14 protein-coding genes are annotated in these 20,991 nt (G+C 41.7%); 10 read left to right on the plus strand and 4 right to left on the minus strand.

Annotated features, from left to right (window positions below; translation table 11 throughout):
• The first annotated feature begins 241 nt into the window (after window positions 1–241).
• The 4 genes from BLS20_RS08275 to dapF are packed head-to-tail and all read left to right on the plus strand — an operon-like array spanning window position 242 to window position 8,743.
• Window positions 242–1,852 (plus strand): CTP synthase, encoded by a 1,611-nt coding sequence (locus BLS20_RS08275; RefSeq protein ID WP_090173921.1) that lies wholly within the window; start codon window positions 242–244, stop codon window positions 1,850–1,852.
• Entirely contained in the window at window positions 1,849–6,387 is a 4,539-nt protein-coding gene (gene gltB, locus BLS20_RS08280) for a glutamate synthase large subunit (RefSeq protein WP_090173898.1), read from the plus strand. The genes BLS20_RS08275 and gltB overlap by 4 nt, the downstream gene beginning before the upstream one ends.
• A 14-nt stretch (window positions 6,388–6,401) precedes the next feature.
• Window positions 6,402–7,880 (plus strand): glutamate synthase subunit beta, encoded by a 1,479-nt coding sequence (locus BLS20_RS08285; RefSeq protein ID WP_090173899.1) that lies wholly within the window; start codon window positions 6,402–6,404, stop codon window positions 7,878–7,880.
• A gap of 20 nt (window positions 7,881–7,900) precedes the next feature.
• Window positions 7,901–8,743, plus strand: coding sequence for a diaminopimelate epimerase (gene dapF, locus BLS20_RS08290; RefSeq protein ID WP_479723610.1), 843 nt, complete (start codon window positions 7,901–7,903; stop codon window positions 8,741–8,743).
• 221 nt (window positions 8,744–8,964) lie between these two features.
• Here the strand turns inward: dapF and BLS20_RS08295 are convergent, their stop codons facing one another.
• Genes BLS20_RS08295 through BLS20_RS08310 form a run of 4 tightly spaced genes read right to left on the minus strand, consistent with a single transcriptional unit; the run spans window position 8,965 to window position 13,937 of the window.
• Complete coding sequence (locus BLS20_RS08295; protein WP_090173900.1) at window positions 8,965–11,130, minus strand: hypothetical protein; 2,166 nt, start codon at window positions 11,128–11,130, stop codon at window positions 8,965–8,967.
• Complete coding sequence (locus BLS20_RS08300) at window positions 11,105–11,830, minus strand: ABC transporter ATP-binding protein (protein WP_090173901.1); 726 nt, start codon at window positions 11,828–11,830, stop codon at window positions 11,105–11,107. The genes BLS20_RS08295 and BLS20_RS08300 overlap by 26 nt, the downstream gene beginning before the upstream one ends.
• Window positions 11,823–13,121, minus strand: a complete 1,299-nt coding sequence (locus BLS20_RS08305) for a hypothetical protein (RefSeq protein ID WP_090173902.1) — start codon at window positions 13,119–13,121, stop codon at window positions 11,823–11,825. Before BLS20_RS08305 ends, BLS20_RS08300 begins: the two co-directional genes overlap by 8 nt.
• 12 nt (window positions 13,122–13,133) lie before the next feature.
• Entirely contained in the window at window positions 13,134–13,937 is an 804-nt protein-coding gene (locus BLS20_RS08310) for a hypothetical protein (RefSeq protein WP_090173903.1), read from the minus strand.
• A gap of 192 nt (window positions 13,938–14,129) precedes the next feature.
• Between BLS20_RS08310 and BLS20_RS08315 the strand changes: the two genes are divergently transcribed.
• The 6 genes from BLS20_RS08315 to BLS20_RS08335 are packed head-to-tail and all read left to right on the plus strand — an operon-like array spanning window position 14,130 to window position 20,404.
• A complete protein-coding gene (locus BLS20_RS08315) occupies window positions 14,130–15,782 on the plus strand; it encodes a hypothetical protein (protein WP_090173904.1) in 1,653 nt (550 codons plus the stop codon).
• Window positions 15,782–17,137: a hypothetical protein gene (locus BLS20_RS08320; protein WP_090173905.1), complete on the plus strand. Its 1,356-nt coding sequence runs from the start codon at window positions 15,782–15,784 to the stop codon at window positions 17,135–17,137. Before BLS20_RS08315 ends, BLS20_RS08320 begins: the two co-directional genes overlap by 1 nt.
• Complete coding sequence (locus BLS20_RS08325; protein WP_090173906.1) at window positions 17,138–18,160, plus strand: FecCD family ABC transporter permease; 1,023 nt, start codon at window positions 17,138–17,140, stop codon at window positions 18,158–18,160. It abuts the gene before it with no gap.
• Between the two features lie 14 nt (window positions 18,161–18,174).
• Window positions 18,175–18,435, plus strand: a complete 261-nt coding sequence (locus BLS20_RS13515) for a hypothetical protein (protein ID WP_143010243.1) — start codon at window positions 18,175–18,177, stop codon at window positions 18,433–18,435.
• Window positions 18,383–19,615, plus strand: a complete 1,233-nt coding sequence (locus BLS20_RS08330) for an ABC transporter substrate-binding protein (RefSeq protein ID WP_176762347.1) — start codon at window positions 18,383–18,385, stop codon at window positions 19,613–19,615. Before BLS20_RS13515 ends, BLS20_RS08330 begins: the two co-directional genes overlap by 53 nt.
• A complete protein-coding gene (locus tag BLS20_RS08335; RefSeq protein ID WP_090173908.1) occupies window positions 19,616–20,404 on the plus strand; it encodes an ABC transporter ATP-binding protein in 789 nt (262 codons plus the stop codon). It begins immediately after the preceding gene.
• Window positions 20,405–20,991 lie beyond the last annotated feature (587 nt).

Raw genomic sequence — 20,991 nt, forward strand, 5'->3', positions numbered from 1 at the left:
TATGTTGCAGTTATGGTAGCTGCCTTTTGGAGGATGTGAACCGATGGCTGGTATCAATTGAAAGAAGAAATAATCGTTGACATTGCATCTAATTCAGTTTAAGATAGTTAAAGCGACAAAGGAGTCGAAGTTTACGGCCGTTTTGTCGCTTTTTTTATACAAAATGATTTTTGTATTGGCGATGGAGTCAATCGGCAGTGAGCTGATTGGCTTCTTTTTTTATTACTGGAAGGGGAAACAGATGGTTAAATATGTATTTATTACAGGCGGTGTTGTATCCGGCCTTGGAAAAGGAATTACAGCAGCGTCGCTAGGAAGATTGTTAAAAGCAAGAGGTTACCATGTAACCATGCAAAAGTTTGATCCGTATATTAATATGGATCCGGGCACGATGAATCCGATTCAGCACGGAGAAGTGTTCGTAACTGATGACGGCACAGAAACAGATCTTGATCTTGGACATTATGAAAGATTTATCAACGAAAATCTGAATAAGAATTCCAATGTGACAACCGGCAAGGTTTACTGGTCTGTTTTGAATAAAGAACGTCACGGAGACTATGGCGGAGGAACTGTGCAGGTTATTCCGCATATTACAAATGAAATTAAAGACAGAATTCACAAAGAGCAGCCTGGCGATCCGGATACGATTTCGATTATTGAAATCGGAGGAACCGTCGGAGATATCGAAAGTCAGCCGTTTTTGGAGTCAATCAGACAGTTTCAGGCAGAAGTGGGACGGGAAAATGCAATCCTGGTTCACGTAACCCTGATTCCGTATCTGAAGGCATCCGGAGAGATGAAGACAAAACCGACACAGATGAGTGTTAAGAGCCTTCAAAGTATGGGAATCTGGCCGGACATCTTGGTGTGTCGTTCCGATTATCCGGTGGACGATCATATGCGGGAGAAGATTGCTCTGTTTTGTAATGTCAAAAAAGAACATATCTTACAGAATCTAGATGCAAAATCATTATACGAAGTCCCACTTATGATGGAAAAAGAACATCTTGCACAGGCAGTATGTGAATGTTTGAAAATTGATTGTCCAGAGCCGGATCTTAAAGAGTGGACCAAGATGGTTGAAGTATTTCAAAATCCGAAGAGCCATGTAGAAATAGGTCTGGTTGGAAAATATGTAGAGCTTCACGATGCTTATCTTAGTGTTGCAGAAGCACTTAGTCATGGAGGCATTGCAAATCATGCATCTGTGGAAATCAGATGGATTGATTCGGAAGAACTGACACCGGATAATCTGGAAGAATATTTGCATGATGTTGATGGTATATTGGTGCCGGGAGGATTTGGAATCCGCGGTATTGAAGGAAAGATTTTGGCGGCAGAGTATGCTCGCAAAAACAAGGTGCCATACCTTGGAATCTGCCTGGGAATGCAGCTTGCAATTATTGAATTTGCAAGAAATGTATGCGGGCTTAAAGAGGCTTCCAGTATAGAATTTGATGAAAATACATCTCATCCAATCATCAATTTTCTTCCGGGACAGGAGGATATTGAAGATATTGGAGGAACATTAAGACTTGGAGCATATCCATGTAAATTAAAAGATGGAACCCTGATTCGGTCCCTATACGAGCAGGAAAAAATTTCAGAAAGACATCGTCACAGATACGAAGTAAACAATGATTACAGAGAGGTCTTAGAACAAAATGGCATGGTTTTAGCCGGAGTATCACCGGATAATCGAATTGTCGAGATGATTGAACTTAAAGACCATCCTTTTTATGTCGGTATTCAGGCACATCCGGAATTCAAATCAAGACCGGATGCACCACACCCATTATTTGCAGGGCTCGTAAATGCTGCTCTGGATCGAAAGGAGAAACAAGTATGAACCAACAGATAAAGAATACGTTATACGATCAAAGTTTTGAGCATGATAACTGCGGGATTGGAGCAGTTACAAATATATATGGAAAGAAAAGTCATAGTGTAGTTGCGGATGCATTAAGTATCGTGGAAAACCTGGAGCATAGAGCAGGTAAAGATGCGGAAGGAAAGACCGGAGATGGTGTAGGAATTTTAACACAAATTCCGCATAAGTTTTTCAAAAAGGTCTGTACCAAAGAAGGCATAGCGATTGGTGGGGAAAGAGAATATGGAATCGGTATGTTTTTCTTTCCACAAAATGAAATGAAGCGTCGTCAGGCGATGAAGATGTTTGAGATTATTGTACAAAAAGAAAATCTTGAATTTCTTGGATGGAGAAAGGTTACGACCTATGAAACAGTACTTGGACCAAAGGCACTTGAAAGCTGTCCGGATATCTATCAGGCATTTATCAAACGACCGGCAGATGTAAAGACAGATCTCGATTTTGACAGAAGATTATACATCGTAAGACGCGTATTTGAACAAAGTAATGAAAGTACCTATGTACCTTCGTTGTCGTCTAGAACAATTGTATATAAGGGGATGTTTTTGGTAAGTCAGCTCCGTACGTTCTTTGCCGATCTGCAGGACGAAGATTATGTATCGGCAATAGCGCTTGTGCATTCAAGGTTTTCAACAAATACACAGCCAAGCTGGCTTCGTGCTCATCCGAACAGATTCATTGTTCATAATGGTGAGATTAATACCATAAAGGGAAATGTAGACAAGATGTGCGCAAGAGAAGAGACTCTTGAGATGAGTATTTTCTCAGATGAAGATCTCTCTAAGGTTCTTCCGATTATTTCAGCAGAAGGTTCTGATTCGGCAATGCTTGACAACGCACTGGAATTTATGATTATGGGCGGAATGGATCCGGCGCTTGCTGCGATGATTTTGATTCCGGAGCCTTGGGAGAATAATGATACGATTTCACAGGAAGAAAGAGATTTCTATCAGTATTATGCGACAATGATGGAACCATGGGATGGTCCTGCCGCCATTATGTTTTCAGATGGAGACGTGATGGGAGCCATTCTTGATAGAAACGGTCTTCGACCATCAAGATATTATCTGATGGATGATGGAAGATTGATCCTATCATCTGAGGTTGGCGTACTAGACTTAGATGAACGTCACATTCTTCGAAAGGAACGTTTGCATCCGGGAAAGATGCTGCTTGTAGATACGAAACAAGGAAAATTAATTGATGATACAGAATTAAAAGATCGTTATGCAAGAAGTAATCCATACGGTGAATGGTTAGATGCCAATTTGTATTCCCTTAAGGATTTAAAGCTGCCGAATGAGCAGGTTGTCTCTTATTCCAAAGAGGAATTGCAAAGACTGGAAAAAGCATTTGGCTATACCTATGAAGATTATAGAGATCAGATTTGCAAGATGGCATTAAATGGTAGTGAAAGTATAGGGGCAATGGGCGTGGATACGCCACTTGCCGTTCTTTCAAAGGAAAATCAGCCACTGTTTTATTATTTCAAGCAGTTATTTGCGCAGGTTACGAATCCGCCAATTGATGCAGTCAGGGAAAAGATTGTAACAGCAACTACTGTATATGTTGGTAAAAATGGTAATCTACTTGCTGAAAAACCGGAGAACTGCCATGTTCTCAAGATACAAAATCCGATTCTGTCCGATCTTGATATGATGAAGATTACACATCTTGATAAGCCGGGACTTAAAGTTGAGAAGATTTCCATGCTCTATTACAAGAGTACGCCGCTTGACAGAGCAATTGAGCATTTGTTCGTGGAAGTGGATCGTGCATACAAAAATGGCGCCAATATTTTGGTGTTGTCAGATCGCGGTGTCGATGAAAATCACGTGGCAATTCCATCTCTTTTGTGTGTTGCAGCAGTACATAACTACCTTGTTAAGACTAAGAAATGTATGGCGATGTCACTGATTTTAGAAACGGCAGAGCCAAGAGGTGTGCATCATTTTGCAACATTGCTTGGTTATGGTGCAAGTGCAGTGAATCCATATCTGGCACATGCATCAATTAAGCAATTGATTGAAGAAAAACTATTGGACAAGGATTATTATGCAGCGGTATCGGATTATGATAAAGCAATCCTGTCAGGTATTGTAAAGATTGCATCTAAGATGGGAATTTCCACGATTCAGTCATACCAGGGAAGTAGAATCTTTGAGGCAGTTGGAATTGATCAAAGCCTTATTGATAAATATTTTCCGGGTACAGTATCTAGAATTGGTGGTATCAAATTAGAGAACCTTGCAGCAACCGTTGACAGACAGCATTCAAGAGCATTTGATCCGCTTGGACTTTCTACGGATCTTACAATCGCTTCGGTTGGACGTCATAAGCTTCGTTCAAATGGAGAGCTTCATCGTTATAATCCGCAGACCATTCATATGCTTCAACTTTCAACAAGAGAAGGAAGTTATGAGAAATTTAAAGAATATACGAAGATGGTAGACAGTGAGCAGTCCGGCTATCTAAGAAGTTTGATGGAGTTTCGATATCCGGAAAAGGGAATCAGTATAGAGGAAGTAGAACCTGCTAGTGAAATCGTAAAGCGATTTAAGACAGGAGCAATGTCCTATGGTTCTATTTCCGAGGAAGCACATGAAACACTTGCGATTGCGATGAATCATCTTCATGGAAAGAGCAATTCCGGAGAGGGTGGAGAAAGCGATGAACGTCTTGCCAGCGCCGGAAGCAAGAATGATCGAAGTTCTGCAATCAAACAGGTAGCCAGTGGACGATTCGGAGTTACCAGCAAATATCTGATTAGCGCACAGGAAATACAAATCAAGCTCGCACAAGGAGCAAAGCCGGGTGAAGGTGGTCATCTTCCGGGAAAGAAGGTCTATCCTTGGGTTGCCAAGACAAGACATTCTACGCCGGGAGTAAGTCTCATATCACCACCACCTCATCATGATATTTATTCGATTGAGGATTTGGCACAGCTTATTTATGATTTGAAAAATGCGAATAAGGAGGCCAGAATTTCTGTAAAGCTTGTATCCGAGACAGGTGTAGGTACGATTGCAGCCGGCGTTGCGAAAGCAGGAGCAGGATGTATCTTGATTTCCGGTTATGACGGTGGAACAGGAGCAGCCCCTTTAAGTTCGATTCATAACGCAGGACTTCCATGGGAACTTGGACTTGCAGAAACACATCAGACCTTACTGCAAAATGGACTTCGCGGAAAGGTTACCATCGAAACTGACGGTAAGCTGATGAGCGGAAGAGATGTGGCAATTGCTGCAATCCTTGGTGCGGAAGAATTTGGATTTGCAACGGCTCCGCTTGTAACAATCGGATGTGTTATGATGCGTCTTTGTAATCAGGATACCTGCCCATATGGTGTGGCAACACAAAATCCTGAGCTTCGTAAGAAATTTGCAGGTAAGCCGGAATACGTGGAGAATTTCATGCTCTTTGTTGCCGAAGAATTACGTGAATATATGGCACGTCTTGGTGTAAAGACGGTAGATGAACTGGTCGGTCGTACCGATTTGATCTGCAAAAAAGAGTACACAGATGGCATTGAATCACAGATTGACCTTAGTAAGATTATCGATCATCAGGCATATGAGCCATGTAACCAGAATGAAAAATCGTTATATGACTTTGAATTGTCATCTAAGAAAGACCAGATGCTGATGGATCAGGATAAATCCTTTATGAGTGCTATTAAGAACGGAAAAGAAAAGACGGTTGAAGTAGAACTTACGAATATCGACAGAGCATTTGGTACGCTGATTGGAGCTGAGATTACAAGAAATCATGCAGAAGGCTTAAGCGACGATACGATTACGATTAACTGTAAGGGCGCCGGTGGACAAAGCTTTGGTGCATTTATTCCGTCCGGTCTTACTTTAAATCTCACCGGAGACAGTAACGATTACTTTGGTAAAGGCTTATCCGGCGGTAAACTCATCTTAAAGGCACCAAAAGAAGCGGCTTATGATGCAGAGAATAATATTATTGTCGGAAATGTTGCGTTATACGGCGCAACCAGCGGAGAAGCTTATATTGCCGGTATGGCAGGAGAGCGTTTCTGCGTTCGTAATTCCGGTGTGAAGACAGTTGTAGAAGGCGTTGGTGAGCACGGATGCGAATACATGACAGGTGGGCTTGCCGTAATCCTTGGAAAAACCGGGAAAAACTTTGCCGCAGGTATGAGCGGTGGTGTCGCTTATGTACTCGATGAAGACAATCATCTGTATCGTAACCTGAATAAGGAAATGGTACTCATGGAGAAATTCGAGAATAAGAACGATAAAGATGAACTTAAAACGATGCTCGAAAATCATTATAAATATACGAATTCTACTAAGGCAAAAGAAATCCTCGATGATTTTGAGAATTACCTTCCGAAGTTTAAGAAAATCATTCCTGCAGATTATAAGAAGATGATCCAGATGACTGCTGACTTTATGGAGCAGGGAATGAGTACGGAAAAAGCACAGATTGAGGCCTTTTATGCAAGCCTTGAGAAATACGCGTAAGGGAGGTAGATAAGATGAGTAATATTGTAAATGTAGAAGAACGAATCAAGAATTTTGACGAATTTCATCTGACGGCATCTTATGAACAGCAAAGCTGTGATGCCTCTAGATGTATGGAGTGTGGTGTGCCGTTTTGCCAAGCCGGAATGATGATTTCCGGTATGGCGTCCGGTTGTCCGCTTCATAACTTAGTACCGGAGACGAACGAACTTGTCAGCATGGGTAACTATGAGCAGGCATACCTGCGTCTTAGTAAGACACATAGCTTCCCGGAATTTACTTCCAGAGTGTGTCCGGCTTTATGTGAAGCGGCATGTACGCAGGGAAATTGCACAGGAGAGCCGGTTCCGACAAAGGAAAATGAAGCAGCTATCATTGATTATGCGTTTGAACAGAAACTGGTTACGGAAGAAGCTCCTAAGCTTCGCACAGGAAAGCGTGTGGCAATCATTGGAAGTGGTCCTTCGGGACTTGCCGCTGCGCAGCTGTTAAACCGTCGTGGCCATATGGTAACCGTTTATGAAAGAAGTGACAGACCGGGCGGACTTCTTCGTTATGGAATTCCAAACATGAAGTTGGACAAGCGAATGATTGACAGACGCGTGCAGCTTATGGAAGAAGCCGGCGTAATCTTTAAGTGCAATGTCAATGTCGGTGTAGACATTACGGCAAAGGAGATTATGGCGGAAAATGATCGTGTAATCTTATGCTGCGGCGCATCCAACCCAAGAGATATTGCTGCTCCCGGACGTGATGCGAAAGGCATTTACTTCGCGGTTGATTTCTTGTCTGAAGTTAGCAAAAAACTGATGGATCAGGACTATGATTCGGATAAAATATTAAAGGCAAAGGACTTTTCGTTTGGAAGTTTAAAAGGAAAGCATGTGATTGTCATCGGTGGCGGTGATACCGGTAATGACTGTGTTGGTACCAGCGTAAGACTTGGTGCTGCCAAAGTAACGCAGCTTGAGATGATGCCGGCTGCACCGGCCCAAAGAGCAGATAACAATCCATGGCCGGAATGGCCGAAGGTGTTAAAGACCGATTATGGCCAGGAAGAAGCAGCTTTTTGTTATGGTGCAGACCCGCGAGTGTTCCAGACAACGGTTACGGAATATCTGAAGGATAAAAAAGGTAATTTAAAAGGAATCAAGACGACAAAGCTTGAAAGTAAGCTTGATAAGAAGACAGGACGCATGAACATGGTTCCGGTAGAAGGCACAGAAGAAGAATTAAAGGCAGATTTAGTTTTAATTGCAGCCGGATTTCTTGGAAGTGAAGCTTATGTTACCGATCAGTTTGGCGTGGCAAAAAATGCGAGAACTAATATTGAGACAAAGGCTGATGGCTACGAAACCAGTGTAAATAACGTATTTGCAGCCGGTGATGTCAGAAGAGGCCAGTCGCTTGTGGTATGGGCCATTGCAGAAGGCAGAGAAGTTGCGCGTGCCGTGGATGAATCCATGATGGGCTATTCGAATCTGGGATGCTAGAAAGACGTGGTGAATAGGTTATGAAAATGAAATTTGAAAAAATGCATGGATGTGGTAATGACTATATCTACGTAAACGGAGCTGAGTATTCTTTTACACCGGAATTAAAAAGTCGGCTGGCCGTGAAACTGTCAGATCGTCATATGGGAATCGGTGCGGATGGACTGATCTTCATTAACCCTTCTGAAATAGCCGATTTTGAAATGGAGATGTACAACGCTGACGGAAGTCGCGGTGAGATGTGTGGAAATGGAATGCGATGCGTATCACGCTATGTCTATGATCATGATATGGTAGATTCTACAGAATTTTCTGTCGAAAGTATGGGCAAGATTAAGTACATTCAGCTCTTTTTAAAAGAAGGTCAGGTGGACCAAATCAAAGTCGATATGGGAGAGCCGATTCTGGTGCCGAAAGACATTCCTGTAGCATCGAATCAGGAACGTTTTATCGATGAGACGGTTACGGTAAAGGACCAAGAGTTCCATATGACAGCGGTGTCGATGGGAAATCCACATGTTGTACTTTTTACCAATCCCGATCAGGTACTTGAGTATGGTCCTACAGTGGAAAATCTGGATTTATTTCCCAATCGTGTTAATGCAGAATTTGTTGAGGTACTTGATCGTAGTCATGTGCGTATGCGTGTGTGGGAACGTGGAACAGGAGAAACGCTGTGCTGCGGAACGGGATGCTGTGCGACAGCGGTGGCTTGTATCTTAAACGGTTATACGGATCGCGAAGTTACCATTCAGGTAATCGGCGGTGAAGTACATGTGCACTGGAATGAAGAAGACGGACATGTTTATATGACAGGACCGGCAACTTCGGTGTTTGAAGGTGAAATAGAAATTGATGTGTAAGATAAGTTTGGCAACAGATTTTGTTGCCAAACTTTTTTGTTTAATAGGAAATTGCTCTGCATTTCCTATTAAACAAAAAACGCTCCGCTAAGGATGCGCACTCGCGCGAGATGAAAATGTTGCATTCTGCAACCGCGCTCGGCGCGAGCATGTCGCAAGCGACATGCTTTGTTCTGGAAATTATTACCTATGCGGCAATAAAATACGGGAAGAAATTCCGGTTAATGCATAGGAAGATATTTGTATATGTAATCGTCGCTGCCGCTGATTTTTACTGCGGCGAGATAACCACTTCGAGTCATGTTGTAGATACTTCGCAATTGTCCGGTTAATTCTTTTATGCGGTCTGGATCAGTGATGGCTTGCTTAGATCCAAAATCTTCTTTCACGACAAAGCTGTCAACATCATCACTCTTGTAAGAGAAAAACAGATTAGACAAAGGTTCGGTTCGGCTGTTTACAACACTTCCATATGGGTTGTATTCCTGCAAGGTGATGCTTTCGATTTCTCCGTCGAACGTCATAAGATCCGTGAGCTGATTCTCCTCTAGGAAGGCAAGGGTATTGGTGTAATCTGAAGTAAGGAAGATCGGTGCATTCCCAAGATGAAAGGCGAAAGTTTCAAGATCTGTTTCGCCTGAGGTCGTAAAAAACAATACGCCAAGAGCATCTTCTTCGGGAAAATAGCGATCATTGGAAGACACTGCAAGGATGTCTGTCTTTAAGGCACTAAGTAACTGCTGTCTTGCATCATCGGTAATATCCAGATAACAAGGATCGGTATACCAGATATCTGATAGATAGATATCACCCTCTAAGTAAGCAGTGGAAGCAGGAGTGGATTCTTCCAAAGAATTATCTAGTACGCTTGCAATCTGCTCGCTTACCGTTGTCGTATCATCGAGTGCTAAAAAGTCTTCTAAGATTGTGAGGCTTGCCCGGTCGTAGTACCAGGTTTTTGTTTCGCCGTTATTTAAGGTATAGGTAAGTTGAATATCATAGGGTACAACGGTTCCGGTAAAGTCTGAGTCGTCTGCTGCAAGCTCCGCCTTTCCAAGTGATATCATTTCCCGGTGAAGGGAAAGTATTGTTTCAATTTCGTCGGCATCGTCATAGCTATATAAACTGTCTAAGTAAAAGGAAGAGTCGTTACTGCTTCCATTTGCAGTAGTTGCAAGATAGGAAGGGTTACCGACATAGGTGACTGATACCTGTTGAATCTGTGCGGCATCCGGAAGTGTAGAATAAGAAACATTGGCAATTGTAGTGATTGCGCAAGTTGCAAGTATGGGAATCACGAGCGTAAGCACGCATGAAATCGTCATAGTTTTTCCCGTTGGCAAGGCACGTTTAAATAGCGCTTTATGCCATAAACAATTGATAATCACTGCAAAAAAGATTGCAATGACAATGGCCATAACACGGTTGCCATCCCAAAAAGTAAGCGTACCGATGGCAAATACAGCAAATTCACTGATGAAGATACATAGATAGATAAGTGGTTTCTTTCGACCGATTGTACCGGCTTGTTCTGCAGCTCTTTTTTTCAAAGACCAAATGCATAGCAAGAATAAAATCACTAAAAGAACGGTCCATAAGAGCAATGCGGAACTTCCAGCAAATGAAATTGCAGTGGAATCAAGGTCGCGGTAATAAAAGTAATGTTCTTTTAGATTCGGATAAAAGAACAAAACGGGGTTATAGCGCATAGTCAGATTCAAAAAACTGTCAAGAACATTATTACCGAGATAGGTAACGGCCATGTAGGCATTGCCCCATACAAGTTTTACAAACAGTCTGTTACAGACATATAAAAGAATGCTCATACCAAAGAAAAACAAAAGACAGTAGATGAGCGTTTCTGAAAGCGTTCCGGATAAGGTAACACACAACGCAGTCAGCGTGTAGATGATGAGCCCGAACAGTAACAGGCCAAAGGTAAGATACAGATAGCTGCTTCCCATGCCGTCGCATGTACCAAGCGCCTTTCGATTCAGCACATAAGAGAGCGTCATCGGAAAGAATATGGTGACAAACAGTCCAATGAGACCCGTCAGATAGCGTGATGCAAAAAGCTTGCCACGAGTAAGGCCGATCGAAAAGTATAACGTAACCTGTTTTAAATCCACGAGGAAAGAAAAAGAAAAAAGCGCCAGTAAAAATGCGAATACCATGTAAGCCGCATAAACTACTGTAACAAAGTCATCACCGATAAAGCGAAAGAGAAGCTGGTTATGCGTAGTATTAATATTGAATATGGAATCATCCGGAATTCCTGCTGTGGTAAATGGTATCAGGATAAAAAATAAACAAAGACCCACCAGGATAAACGCTAAGTGGGCTCTTAATACATATTTAAAATCATGAGAAAATATGGTCGACTTCATAGTTTGGTTGTTTCCTTTCGTCTAAGAAGTATTCTTCAAGAGAAGAGCCGTTTTTGGTAATTTCATCCACATCCATATCACAGATTAGGCTTGAGGCGTTTAACATACCAAATCGATCGGCGCATTCTTCTAGTTCGCTCAAGTTGTGCGAGGTTAGAATTACGGTTGCATCTGTCTGTTTTACATAGGTAAATAAGAGCTTGCGCATTGTTTTTCGAATCCCAAGGTCGAGTCCGTCAAAGGCTTCATCCAAAAGCAGATATTTTGGCATGGAGGCAAATGCAAGAGCGAGAGCAGCCTGGCGCTGCATACCTTTGGAAAATTCCAAAATGCGTTCTTTGGGGTCGAGTTCAAATAATGAAACCAACTTTTGGAAGATATCGCTGTTCCAGTTGGGATAGTAGCCCCGATAGAACTTTTGCGCATCAAGAAGACTTGCCTGCTTAAAAAAGTACAGTTCTTCTGTCATAAGAAACAACTGTCGTTTTGCAAGTTCATTTTCATAGATTTTTTCTCCGTTTACCAGGACATGTCCTTCATCGCTGCGGTAGATGCCGGCGATGATTTTAAGCAGCGTCGTCTTGCCGGCGCCATTATATCCAATCAGACCATAGATACAGCCGGAAGGAATTGATATCGAGATGTCCTTTAGGACACAATGTGAGTCAAAGTGTTTGGAGATGTGTTCAATATCAATCATTACGCTTCACCGTTATAATCCCTTTCTTTACCAAGATGCCTAATACAAGCAAGGCGATGATAATGATTGCAATAATCAAAGGTGCATAAGAATGTTGAGCAGTAGAAGACGTATCTGTTGAAGCTGTTGATGAAAAAGCAGAGTCATCTTCGGTTGTAGCAGCGGCTTGCTGTGTAACGGGGCTAAGCAGATAAGTGCCGCCCTCTATAAGCGTTGCGGTGACATATCCGGACTGAACACTTAAATTTTCAGCAAGTAAAACCGGCGTCTGCGTATCATCTATTCGATAGAGATCTACGAGAGATTCATCTGCATAATAATCTGTAACACGAAGAGATACTTCTGCCTTTCCGGGAAAGGCATCTTCTTTTGAGATGTCAAAGGAAATTGCGGAAGCATCAAGGCCATAATCGGAGGATACGGAATTGGATACGGTGATAGCCATATTAATACTGTTTTTGGCAGTCAGATCCTTTCCATAAAATTCATAAGAGTAAAGAAGCTGATCTTGGTCGTCTGTGTACTGAAAGAGACCATAGGCTTTTTTGCCATAGATCTTTTTGATGATTTTCTTACCCTGCTTCTTGCCGGTGATAGCAGTTTGGTAGACGGTTCCTTTATCGCTGTCAATTACTGTGATGTTGGAATCTTTTTTCTCAGATTGCTCAGTAGAGTCTTCCTCATCCGCTTCTTCGGATGAGCTGGCAAAATCTTCATTATCAGAAGAATCACCGACTTTTACTTTTTTCTTGTTACTTGAAGAAGAATCGGAATCGTTCTTCTTTTTGCTACTATCAGATGAACTACTAGCAGAAGATGCTTTGGAAACAGTGACTTTGATGGTATCACTTCCGTCCGTATATTGACGCAAAGAGCCGGTTACCGTAATCGTGGCACTTCCTGCACCGATACCTTTGATGACAAGATTGCCATTATTGTAAGAGGCATTTGCAACAGAGGTATTAGAGGAGGAGACGGTAACATCTGTGTAATAAGTTGTATATTCGGTACCATTACAAGTGCAGTTTCCATTCTCGTCGAGGCATCCATCACCGCAATTTTGCGGACAATCAGCCATGCCACAGCCTTCTGTTTCACGCGCGGATACCGGAGTTAAGGATACGGATACATTGAGCGTATCACCGGCAGTTACAGTTGCTTCATTTTTTCCAAGAGTCACGGTGACATTGCCGCGGTCGAAATAAGCAAAAGCAGGCCTTGCAGTGCCTAGAATCAAAAGCATACAGAGTAATCCGGCGCATATTTTACGTGATATAAAAAACTTTTTCATGATAGAATCCTCTTATTTTTCTTTAATCGTCTTATAGGTATAAATCTTAAGTTCTAATTGTGCAGTATCTGTATTATCCAGCTTTTCACACGTAACACTTGAGCCGTTTGCGTAGAAAGCATAACTGCTGCCAAAATGCTTGGTTAAAGTCTCGGCAATTGTTTCAGCGATCATGGTTTCATCGCAAAGCAAAAAGTCATGTCCATGAACGGCGATGGCGGTGTCTTGATACAACTCGGACGTATCACTTACCTGGCTTGTGACAGGGGAGCCGTCGCTTAGAAGCTCTAGCCATGTGATGGAACGAATATCCCAGGTGCCTTCCACTTGAACCTTAGTTCCACCACCACTGTAGGATTCGTCTGTGGTTAGAGAGATTCCGCTAGGAATCAGTAACTCACAGGAAAATGGATAGGCACAGGCGGAAGCATCTTCATTTAAGATGCCGGTATATCCGGTGTTTTCTTTTTTTTCATCAATGACCAGATTGCCGGTTGTGATTGCCGTAACCGGAACTGCTATGGTCAGCGCATTATCGGCGTTTTGTGTTACGGTTAATTTGTCGTAATCAGGGCTCTTACCGCCAATGGTAAGATCCATGTTGGCAAGAGGATCGTCACTAAGCGAAATCGTTTGATTAAAAGTTAAAGTGATATCAACAAATTGAGAGCTTTCGGAACCTTCATTTCGTCCGGCAGCAGTGATGTCACTGATATGTGGAGAATAATCTGTATTGTATTTGGCTGAGGAGCAGCCGGTCAGCATTGTGGAAATTATAAATATTGCCAGAAAGGTTAATAATAATATTTTTTTCATGATATTCCTCTTTTTATTTTGTATTCTTCAATATACTAGCGCAAAGATGTTTTGAAAGTCAATGCGTATAGCTGGTATATAGTTGTTTTGTATATTTTTGTGTGTTGACATAAAGAGCTGCGGAGTCTTATAATCGATTTTACAGCAGCTACAAAACTTAATAAAAATAGACAAAAGGAGAGGGGTAAAACAATGAAACAGTTACAATTGAAACAAAAAATGAGTACCTGCTTTAAAGTTGTGCTTGCTGCAGTAACGGCAATTTCGATGGGAGGAGTAGGAGAGATTGCAACGTATGCAAACGAAGCGACAACAGCAGCACCAACATCGTATTCGATTAGTACGCATCATGATGAAGAAATTCAGTCTATTTCAGATTATGATCAACATGTAGTTCTTAATCTAACCTTTGATGATACGGTGACGATTACAGATGCAGATGCATTAAATAATTCTATTTTTGGAGAGAACCCGACTTATACAATCTCGATTTCCGGAAGAAGTATTGCAAGTAGTACATATCATCGTTCTTGTGAGTATAGTGCGAATGAGAATACATTAACCATTGATATTGGAAATGTTATGACAGACTCAGACAGTGATGGAACTTATGAAACAGAAGCATTTACGGCTATTTATAACGGATTAATGGTAGCAAACGGAACACTTTCCGGAGTTACAGTTGGCAGTACCAGTGGAATTACAACTTCCATTAAGACATTTATTCCAAATGGCGTTGAGCTTGAAATGACATCTGGAGAAAAGACGAATGCACTTACTATGAATGTTGCACATGTGGCAAATGTCAGATCCATGTATCATTTTGTTGTATATAACTATCAAGATGGTGAGTATATTCCGGTTACAGCATCTACCGGAATAAGTGCACTTGGATCAGCTGCATATAGTTTATCTTCGCATGCTCATGTGTACTATAATATGAATGCAGCTACATTGGCAGCTAATATAGTGAGCACGCTTAACAATAACTTTATTGACGGAAGCAGATTTAGTGCAACAGATAATGGTGATGGAACTTTCACGATTAACTCAACAAAGGAAACGGATCAACTGGTTATGTATATGTACAATGATAATTTTATTCAGTCATCGGAGTATGTAACACCGACCGTTCCTTCATCTGAGACGATTTCTCTTGCTTCGTCATATGCAACAGCAGTAAATGACAAGGCTGACGGAACCGGTTATTACGAATATGCACTTACAGCATCCTCAGATGATGCAATGCCTGTATGGGTAGCCAACGTTGACGAGATAACGGTAGGTGATATTACCTATACGCTGGTTTGTAAGAGCTCAAGTGTAGAAGATGCTTATACGACAACGGAAAGTGACGAGACAACAACGCAGTATGCTTATCTGTTTCAGGATGGCGACGGATACAAGCTTCGTCTGGCAAGTTATCCGTTAACAGCAGCAAAGTCTTATACCGTAAAAATCACAAATGCGGTTTATGAGGAGACAAGTTTTGAAATTTGGACAGCTAAGAAGTCTACAGAATCTACAATTACTACAGAAACTAAGAAAGCAAACTACATTACCGTTAAGACAACATCTAAAACCATTAAGGCGAAGTTGAAGAATAAGAAAACAACGAAGAAGTATACCTTTAAGATTGGTGCCGCTTCAAAGACTAGTGTAAAAGTCGTAAAGAAGAGCGGGAATAAGAAAATTACGGTATCAAGCAAAGGCAAGGTAACCGTCAAGAAGGGAATCAAAGCTGGTACTTATAAAGTGAAAGTTAAGATTACTGCAGCTTCTTCTTCAAAGTACAAAAAAGCAACCAAGACCGTAACATTAAAGATTAAGGTAAAGAATAAATAATGATGAAAAAAGCAATGTTATCAATTGCATTAACTGGCGCGCTCATAATTTCAATTGGGCACGCCGGTTCTTGTTATGCGGCAGATAGACAAAACGTAAATTTAGCTATATCAGGAGCGAATAATCCAACAAAAGGGCCGTCCGAATCTGATGCTTCAGAGTATTCTTCGCATTTTTGGAAAGGAAATTATATTTATTTTGGGCAAGGGCAATTATGGAGCCTTCTTGACAATGATGAGGAGAGTCTTTTGATTTTGGCAGATGTGTTAAAGGAAGATGGAGAGGCTTTATATCAGACATTTGATTCTTCAACGAATGTCTGGACAGATTCTTCTTTAAAGCAATATTTAAACGGTTCTTCTTATTTAGCAAATACGAATCAATTTACATCATTGGAGAAGAGTCTTATAACGAAGGAAGTAACTATCCCGACTATGGCGCAACTTGTGAATCGCGCATATGGATTTAGCGAGGAATATGCTCCAGATGGAACGCGTACGGCATCCGCACCGTATTGGGTTCAAGATCAGCACTCCACGGATGGATATGCAATCTTTGTCTGCCAGTTTGGAAGTGTCTTTACGGGGGGAACCTCAATTGCAGATCCAACGGTAGGCGTAAGGCCAATGGTTACACTTGATACATCGAAGGTGTTATATTCGGTGGCAGGACAATATGCGAAATCAACATTTGGAACGGTTGCTTCCAATTTGGTGGTATATAATACCTGGAAATTAACGCTAAAAGATGGAAATAGAGATTTTAAAGCGCAGACGACTTCATCAAGCGTAGTAGCCGGCAATCAGATAAGCGTAAAGGTAACGAATCTGGGAAGCGTTACGTCCTATAACCATATTTCGGCAATGCTGTTTGATAAGGACAAAGATTTGGTCGCTTATGGATTTGCAGGCAAGAGCACAGCAGCTAAGGGAACTTACACATTTACAATTCCTTCTAATACAGAGGTTGGAACTTATACACTTTGCGTATTTGCGGAGTCGGCAAAACAGACATCGGCCTCGGTTGTAACAAGTGATACGGCAAGTAATACCTGCGATTTTAAGATTCAGGTAACACCTGCAAAAGCAGTGATTAAAAGCTATAAAGCAAAAAAGAAAAAGGTGAAGCTGACACTTAAGAAAATAGCCGGTGTTAGTGGATACCAGATACGCTATTCTTATAAAAAGAATATGAAAAAATCAAAGACGGTTACGACAAGTAAAGTAACGAAAACCATCAAGAATCTAAAGTCGAATAAGACGGTATATATTAAGGTTCGTGCTTATAAAAAGGATGCCTTAGGCAATCGGGTATATGGAGCATGGAGTAAAAAAATAAAAGTTAAGGTTAAGTAAATGAGAAACTATACATTCAAAATAATTGTCATCATTGTCATACTGATTACAGTATTTTTGGTTTCATTGGCAGTCGGTCGATATGCAATAAAGCCGGGAGAAGTAATGGAGCTGTTGTTTCATGGGATTACGGGAAAAGAAGTTACAGTAGATGAGATGACGCAATCTGTGTTTTACGGAGTACGACTTCCAAGGGCAATTGCAGCTGTGATCATCGGAGCAGCGCTTTCTTTATCCGGAGCAGGATATCAGGGGATTTTAAGAAACCCGATTGTGGCACCGGATATCTTAGGAGCTTCTTCCGGAGCAAGTCTTGGAGCGGCAATCGGAATTATGTTTGATCTTCCGGTAATTGGGATTGAAGCACTGGCATTTGCTGGTGGCTTGTTGGCAGTGGGAATTGCGTTTTTTATCAGCCGGTCATTTGCGCAGGGCGGACATAGTCATACGATTATTCTGGTGCTGACAGGAATGGTTGTGGCGGCATTTTTCTCTGCGGGAATTTCCATTATAAAGTACGTTGGAGACCCATATGATACCCTGCCGGCACTGACCTTTTGGCTGATGGGAGGGCTGTCTTATGTAGAAAAAAGCGATCTTTTGGTGCTACTTGTACCATTTGTAATCGGCGCAGTTCCTTTATTTTTACTCCGATGGAAATTAAACATCTTATGCTTTTCAGATGAGGAAGCCAAGACATTAGGGGCGCAAGCAGGAAAAGTACGAGGAATCGTGATTTTGTGTGCAACGCTTTTAACGTGTTCATCCGTGGCTGTCGGGGGAATGATTGGATGGGTAGGTCTAGTGATTCCGCATATAGCTAGAATGCTGACAGGACCGGATTTTCGAAAATTACTTCCTATGACGGCGGTGATAGGTGGCGGATTTTTGCTTGCAGTTGATGATGTAGCAAGAAGTGTGTTGGCGCAGGAGATTCCAATTGGCATTTTGACGGCAATTATAGGAGCACCGGTCTTTTTATATATGCTGGCTAGAAGCGGACATCTAATTGGAGATGCATAATGGGAGGAAATAAAATGAGTCGAAGAATATTAAGTTTTGTTTGTATGGTTGCAATGGTGGCTACTCTTATAATAACCGGTGGATGTTCCGGTCAAAATGAAGAGGTTACAACTTATAAAATTACATTTGATGGAACGGCTAGTGAAGCCGGCATGATTTCTTTTTTGGATTATACAATTAACGTATATCAGGATGAGGCGAGTAACAGTTGCGGGGGACTGCGTGGACCAGCCGGCACATTTGTATGTCGGAGCAAGCGCGCAAGATGCAGCTGAGCAGGCGGCCGAGGCTGTAGAGCAAGCAGCACATGTCTGGGAGGTGGCTGAGATTTCCGAAGGTACGTTAACATTAAACGTGATGGAGGGAGAAACGGTTACAGTTAAGGAGATTAGTGAAATCTCGGTACCGATGGGGATGACAGCGAAGGACAATTATGAACATACGGCAGATGGCAGTGAAAGCTGCGAGGCTGAAGGGGAAAAGACAATCTATGATTTGGATGGTAATGAGGTAACTGTACCAACTAATCCGGAAAAACTTGCGGCAATATATGGGCCATCATACGAGGCACTTGTTGTTTTAGGACAAGAAGACAGAATCGTGGTATGTTCTGATGTACAAAAAGAAAATTTTCCATGGGCACAGAAAGTCTTTTCAAGACTTAATACACTTCCTTGTCTGGATAATGTGCATTCATCTGTCAATATTGAGGAACTTATGACCTATTCTCCGGATTTGGTTTTTTCGTTTAACAGACCGAATGAATTAGAACAACTTGCGGCGATGGATATTTGTGCAATTGCAGGGACAACGACAACTTCATTGGAAGAGGTGCCAAGCCAGTTATTGTTTTATGCGCATGCTGTGGGGAATGGTGCTGTAGAAAAAGCGGAAGAATACGAGACGTATTTTAATGAGAAACTGTCTTATATACAGGAGAAAACAAAGAACCTTAGTGACTCGGATAAGCCAAGTGTCTATTATTGTGGAATTGATTTGCTGACTACATATGGTTCCTATTCGGACATACCGGAACTGATTGAAGTGGCCGGTGGAAACGCAGTTATGAGTGAATTAAAGGCAGGTAATCATTCACAGATAGATTATGAGCAACTTGCCACATGGAATCCGGACTATATCTTTATTGACCATGGCGGTATCTCGGATGGCGAAAGTGTAGAGCAGCTTAGACAAGAAGCATATAGTGACAGCAATTACAGTAAGATTGCAGCGGTATCAGAAAAAAAGGTGTATCTGACACCGTCCGGAGTTTTTTACTGGGATATGGGGCTTCAAAAGATTTTGCTGCTTGAATATGTTGCAAAAACGATTCATCCAGAGCTTTTTGGGGATTTAGACATGGTAAATGAGGTGCAGACATTTTATGAAAAGTTCTATGATTATAAGCTGACAAATGCGCAAGCTCAAAAGATATTGGAAAGGCAGGATCCTTAAATGTTGGAACTTATCGATGTTTCTTGCGGATATAAAGGAACAAAAAAGAGTAACAGGGTTGTTCTAGAACATGTGAACTTAACGATGCAAGAGGGAGAAATCTGGTGTATATTGGGGCATAACGGAGTAGGCAAAACGACGCTTTATAAGACCATCTTGGGATTGTTGCCAGCGATGGGCGGCGAGATCTTACTAGATCAGGAAAATGCATTTGAAATGTCACGTACGGAGTTGGCAAAAAAGATCGCATATGTACCACAATATCATACACCGCCATTTTCATTTCGCGTTATAGATGTGGTTTTGATGGGACGTAATGTCTATGTTAGTGCTTTTGGAACCCCGTCAAAAGAAGATGAAGCCATAGCAGAACATGCGCTTAAAATGCTAGGTATCTTGCATTTGAAAGATCGAATCTATACAAGAATCAGTGGCGGAGAGCGACAAATGGTTTTGATAGCAAGAGCAATTGCGCAGCAACCGAAATTTCTGATGATGGATGAACCGGCAGCAAATCTTGATTATGGCAATCAGGTACGAATGCTTCGACAGATGAAAGAGCTGTCTAATCAGGGGATTGGAATTATGTTTACGTCGCATCATCCGGAGCATGCATTTTACTGTGATGCAAATGTAGCGGCTGTAATCAGTGAAAATGAAATAATGACCGGAACTTCAGATGAAATAATCAACGAAGAATTATTATATAAAATATATGGAATTGATTCGGCTTTGATTGAAAAGACACAATCACAACATACTTATAAAGCAATTGTGCCGATCGTTTAACTCGGTTTTTACAGATATGCCTCTTAGTGTTAGAGAAGGGGGAGTATGGCGTAAAAAAATGATTTTTTGTACAAGATTTACGGATAAAATAATGGAAATTACAAGGTGAATATAGTAGAATATATCTTGTAAGGGGCTTCCTAGTTATGAAAAAAATATCTCTTGAAATTGGGCGTGGGTTGATATGAAAAAGCTAAAGAAGATTAGATGTTTATATATGGTGGTAGTATCAATATTGATACTGCCACTTTGTGTTGTGCGCCTAGCGGCGCACGTTTCTAACGGGTTCAAGTCCCGAATCCGCCCGGTAGTGGGAAGGATATAGCCGAAGGCAAGGGTGTCCGCCGCGAGGTGGAATCTGAAGGAAGCTGGATGTGGGGAACACACTAACCCACGGGCAAATCTCTGGTCTGACGAACAGAAATCTCATACGAGGTTATGCATGAGGGTAAGGCTGCAATCCAAGTCGAAGCCCAATAACTACACGGAATCATGCATGATAAATGAGGCAGATGGATGGAGAGGAAGAAACGTGTGGTACCTAGGGAGGTCTGTGTGAAATGCTCTGAAAGGAGTAACCACCGTAC

Origin of the sequence: Eubacterium oxidoreducens (assembly GCF_900104415.1) — a bacterium.
In the GTDB taxonomy this organism is placed as follows: Bacteria; Bacillota; Clostridia; order Lachnospirales; family Lachnospiraceae; genus Eubacterium_C; species Eubacterium_C oxidoreducens.

Bases quoted from the DNA above. Each gene is read 5' to 3' on its own strand.
- BLS20_RS08325 (WP_090173906.1), top strand. From the start codon at position 17,138: ATGAGAAACTATACATTCAAAATAATTGTCATCATTGTCATACTGATT.
- BLS20_RS08315 (WP_090173904.1), top strand. From the start codon at position 14,130: ATGAAACAGTTACAATTGAAACAAAAAATGAGTACCTGCTTTAAAGTT.
- BLS20_RS08285 (WP_090173899.1), top strand. From the start codon at position 6,402: ATGAGTAATATTGTAAATGTAGAAGAACGAATCAAGAATTTTGACGAA.
- BLS20_RS08305 (WP_090173902.1), bottom strand. From the start codon at position 13,121: ATGAAAAAGTTTTTTATATCACGTAAAATATGCGCCGGATTACTCTGT.
- BLS20_RS08295 (WP_090173900.1), bottom strand. From the start codon at position 11,130: ATGAAGTCGACCATATTTTCTCATGATTTTAAATATGTATTAAGAGCC.
- BLS20_RS13515 (WP_143010243.1), top strand. From the start codon at position 18,175: ATGAGTCGAAGAATATTAAGTTTTGTTTGTATGGTTGCAATGGTGGCT.
- gltB (WP_090173898.1), top strand. From the start codon at position 1,849: ATGAACCAACAGATAAAGAATACGTTATACGATCAAAGTTTTGAGCAT.
- BLS20_RS08300 (WP_090173901.1), bottom strand. From the start codon at position 11,830: ATGATTGATATTGAACACATCTCCAAACACTTTGACTCACATTGTGTC.
- dapF (WP_479723610.1), top strand. From the start codon at position 7,901: ATGAAAATGAAATTTGAAAAAATGCATGGATGTGGTAATGACTATATC.
- BLS20_RS08320 (WP_090173905.1), top strand. From the start codon at position 15,782: ATGATGAAAAAAGCAATGTTATCAATTGCATTAACTGGCGCGCTCATA.
- BLS20_RS08275 (WP_090173921.1), top strand. From the start codon at position 242: ATGGTTAAATATGTATTTATTACAGGCGGTGTTGTATCCGGCCTTGGA.
- BLS20_RS08335 (WP_090173908.1), top strand. From the start codon at position 19,616: ATGTTGGAACTTATCGATGTTTCTTGCGGATATAAAGGAACAAAAAAG.
- BLS20_RS08310 (WP_090173903.1), bottom strand. From the start codon at position 13,937: ATGAAAAAAATATTATTATTAACCTTTCTGGCAATATTTATAATTTCC.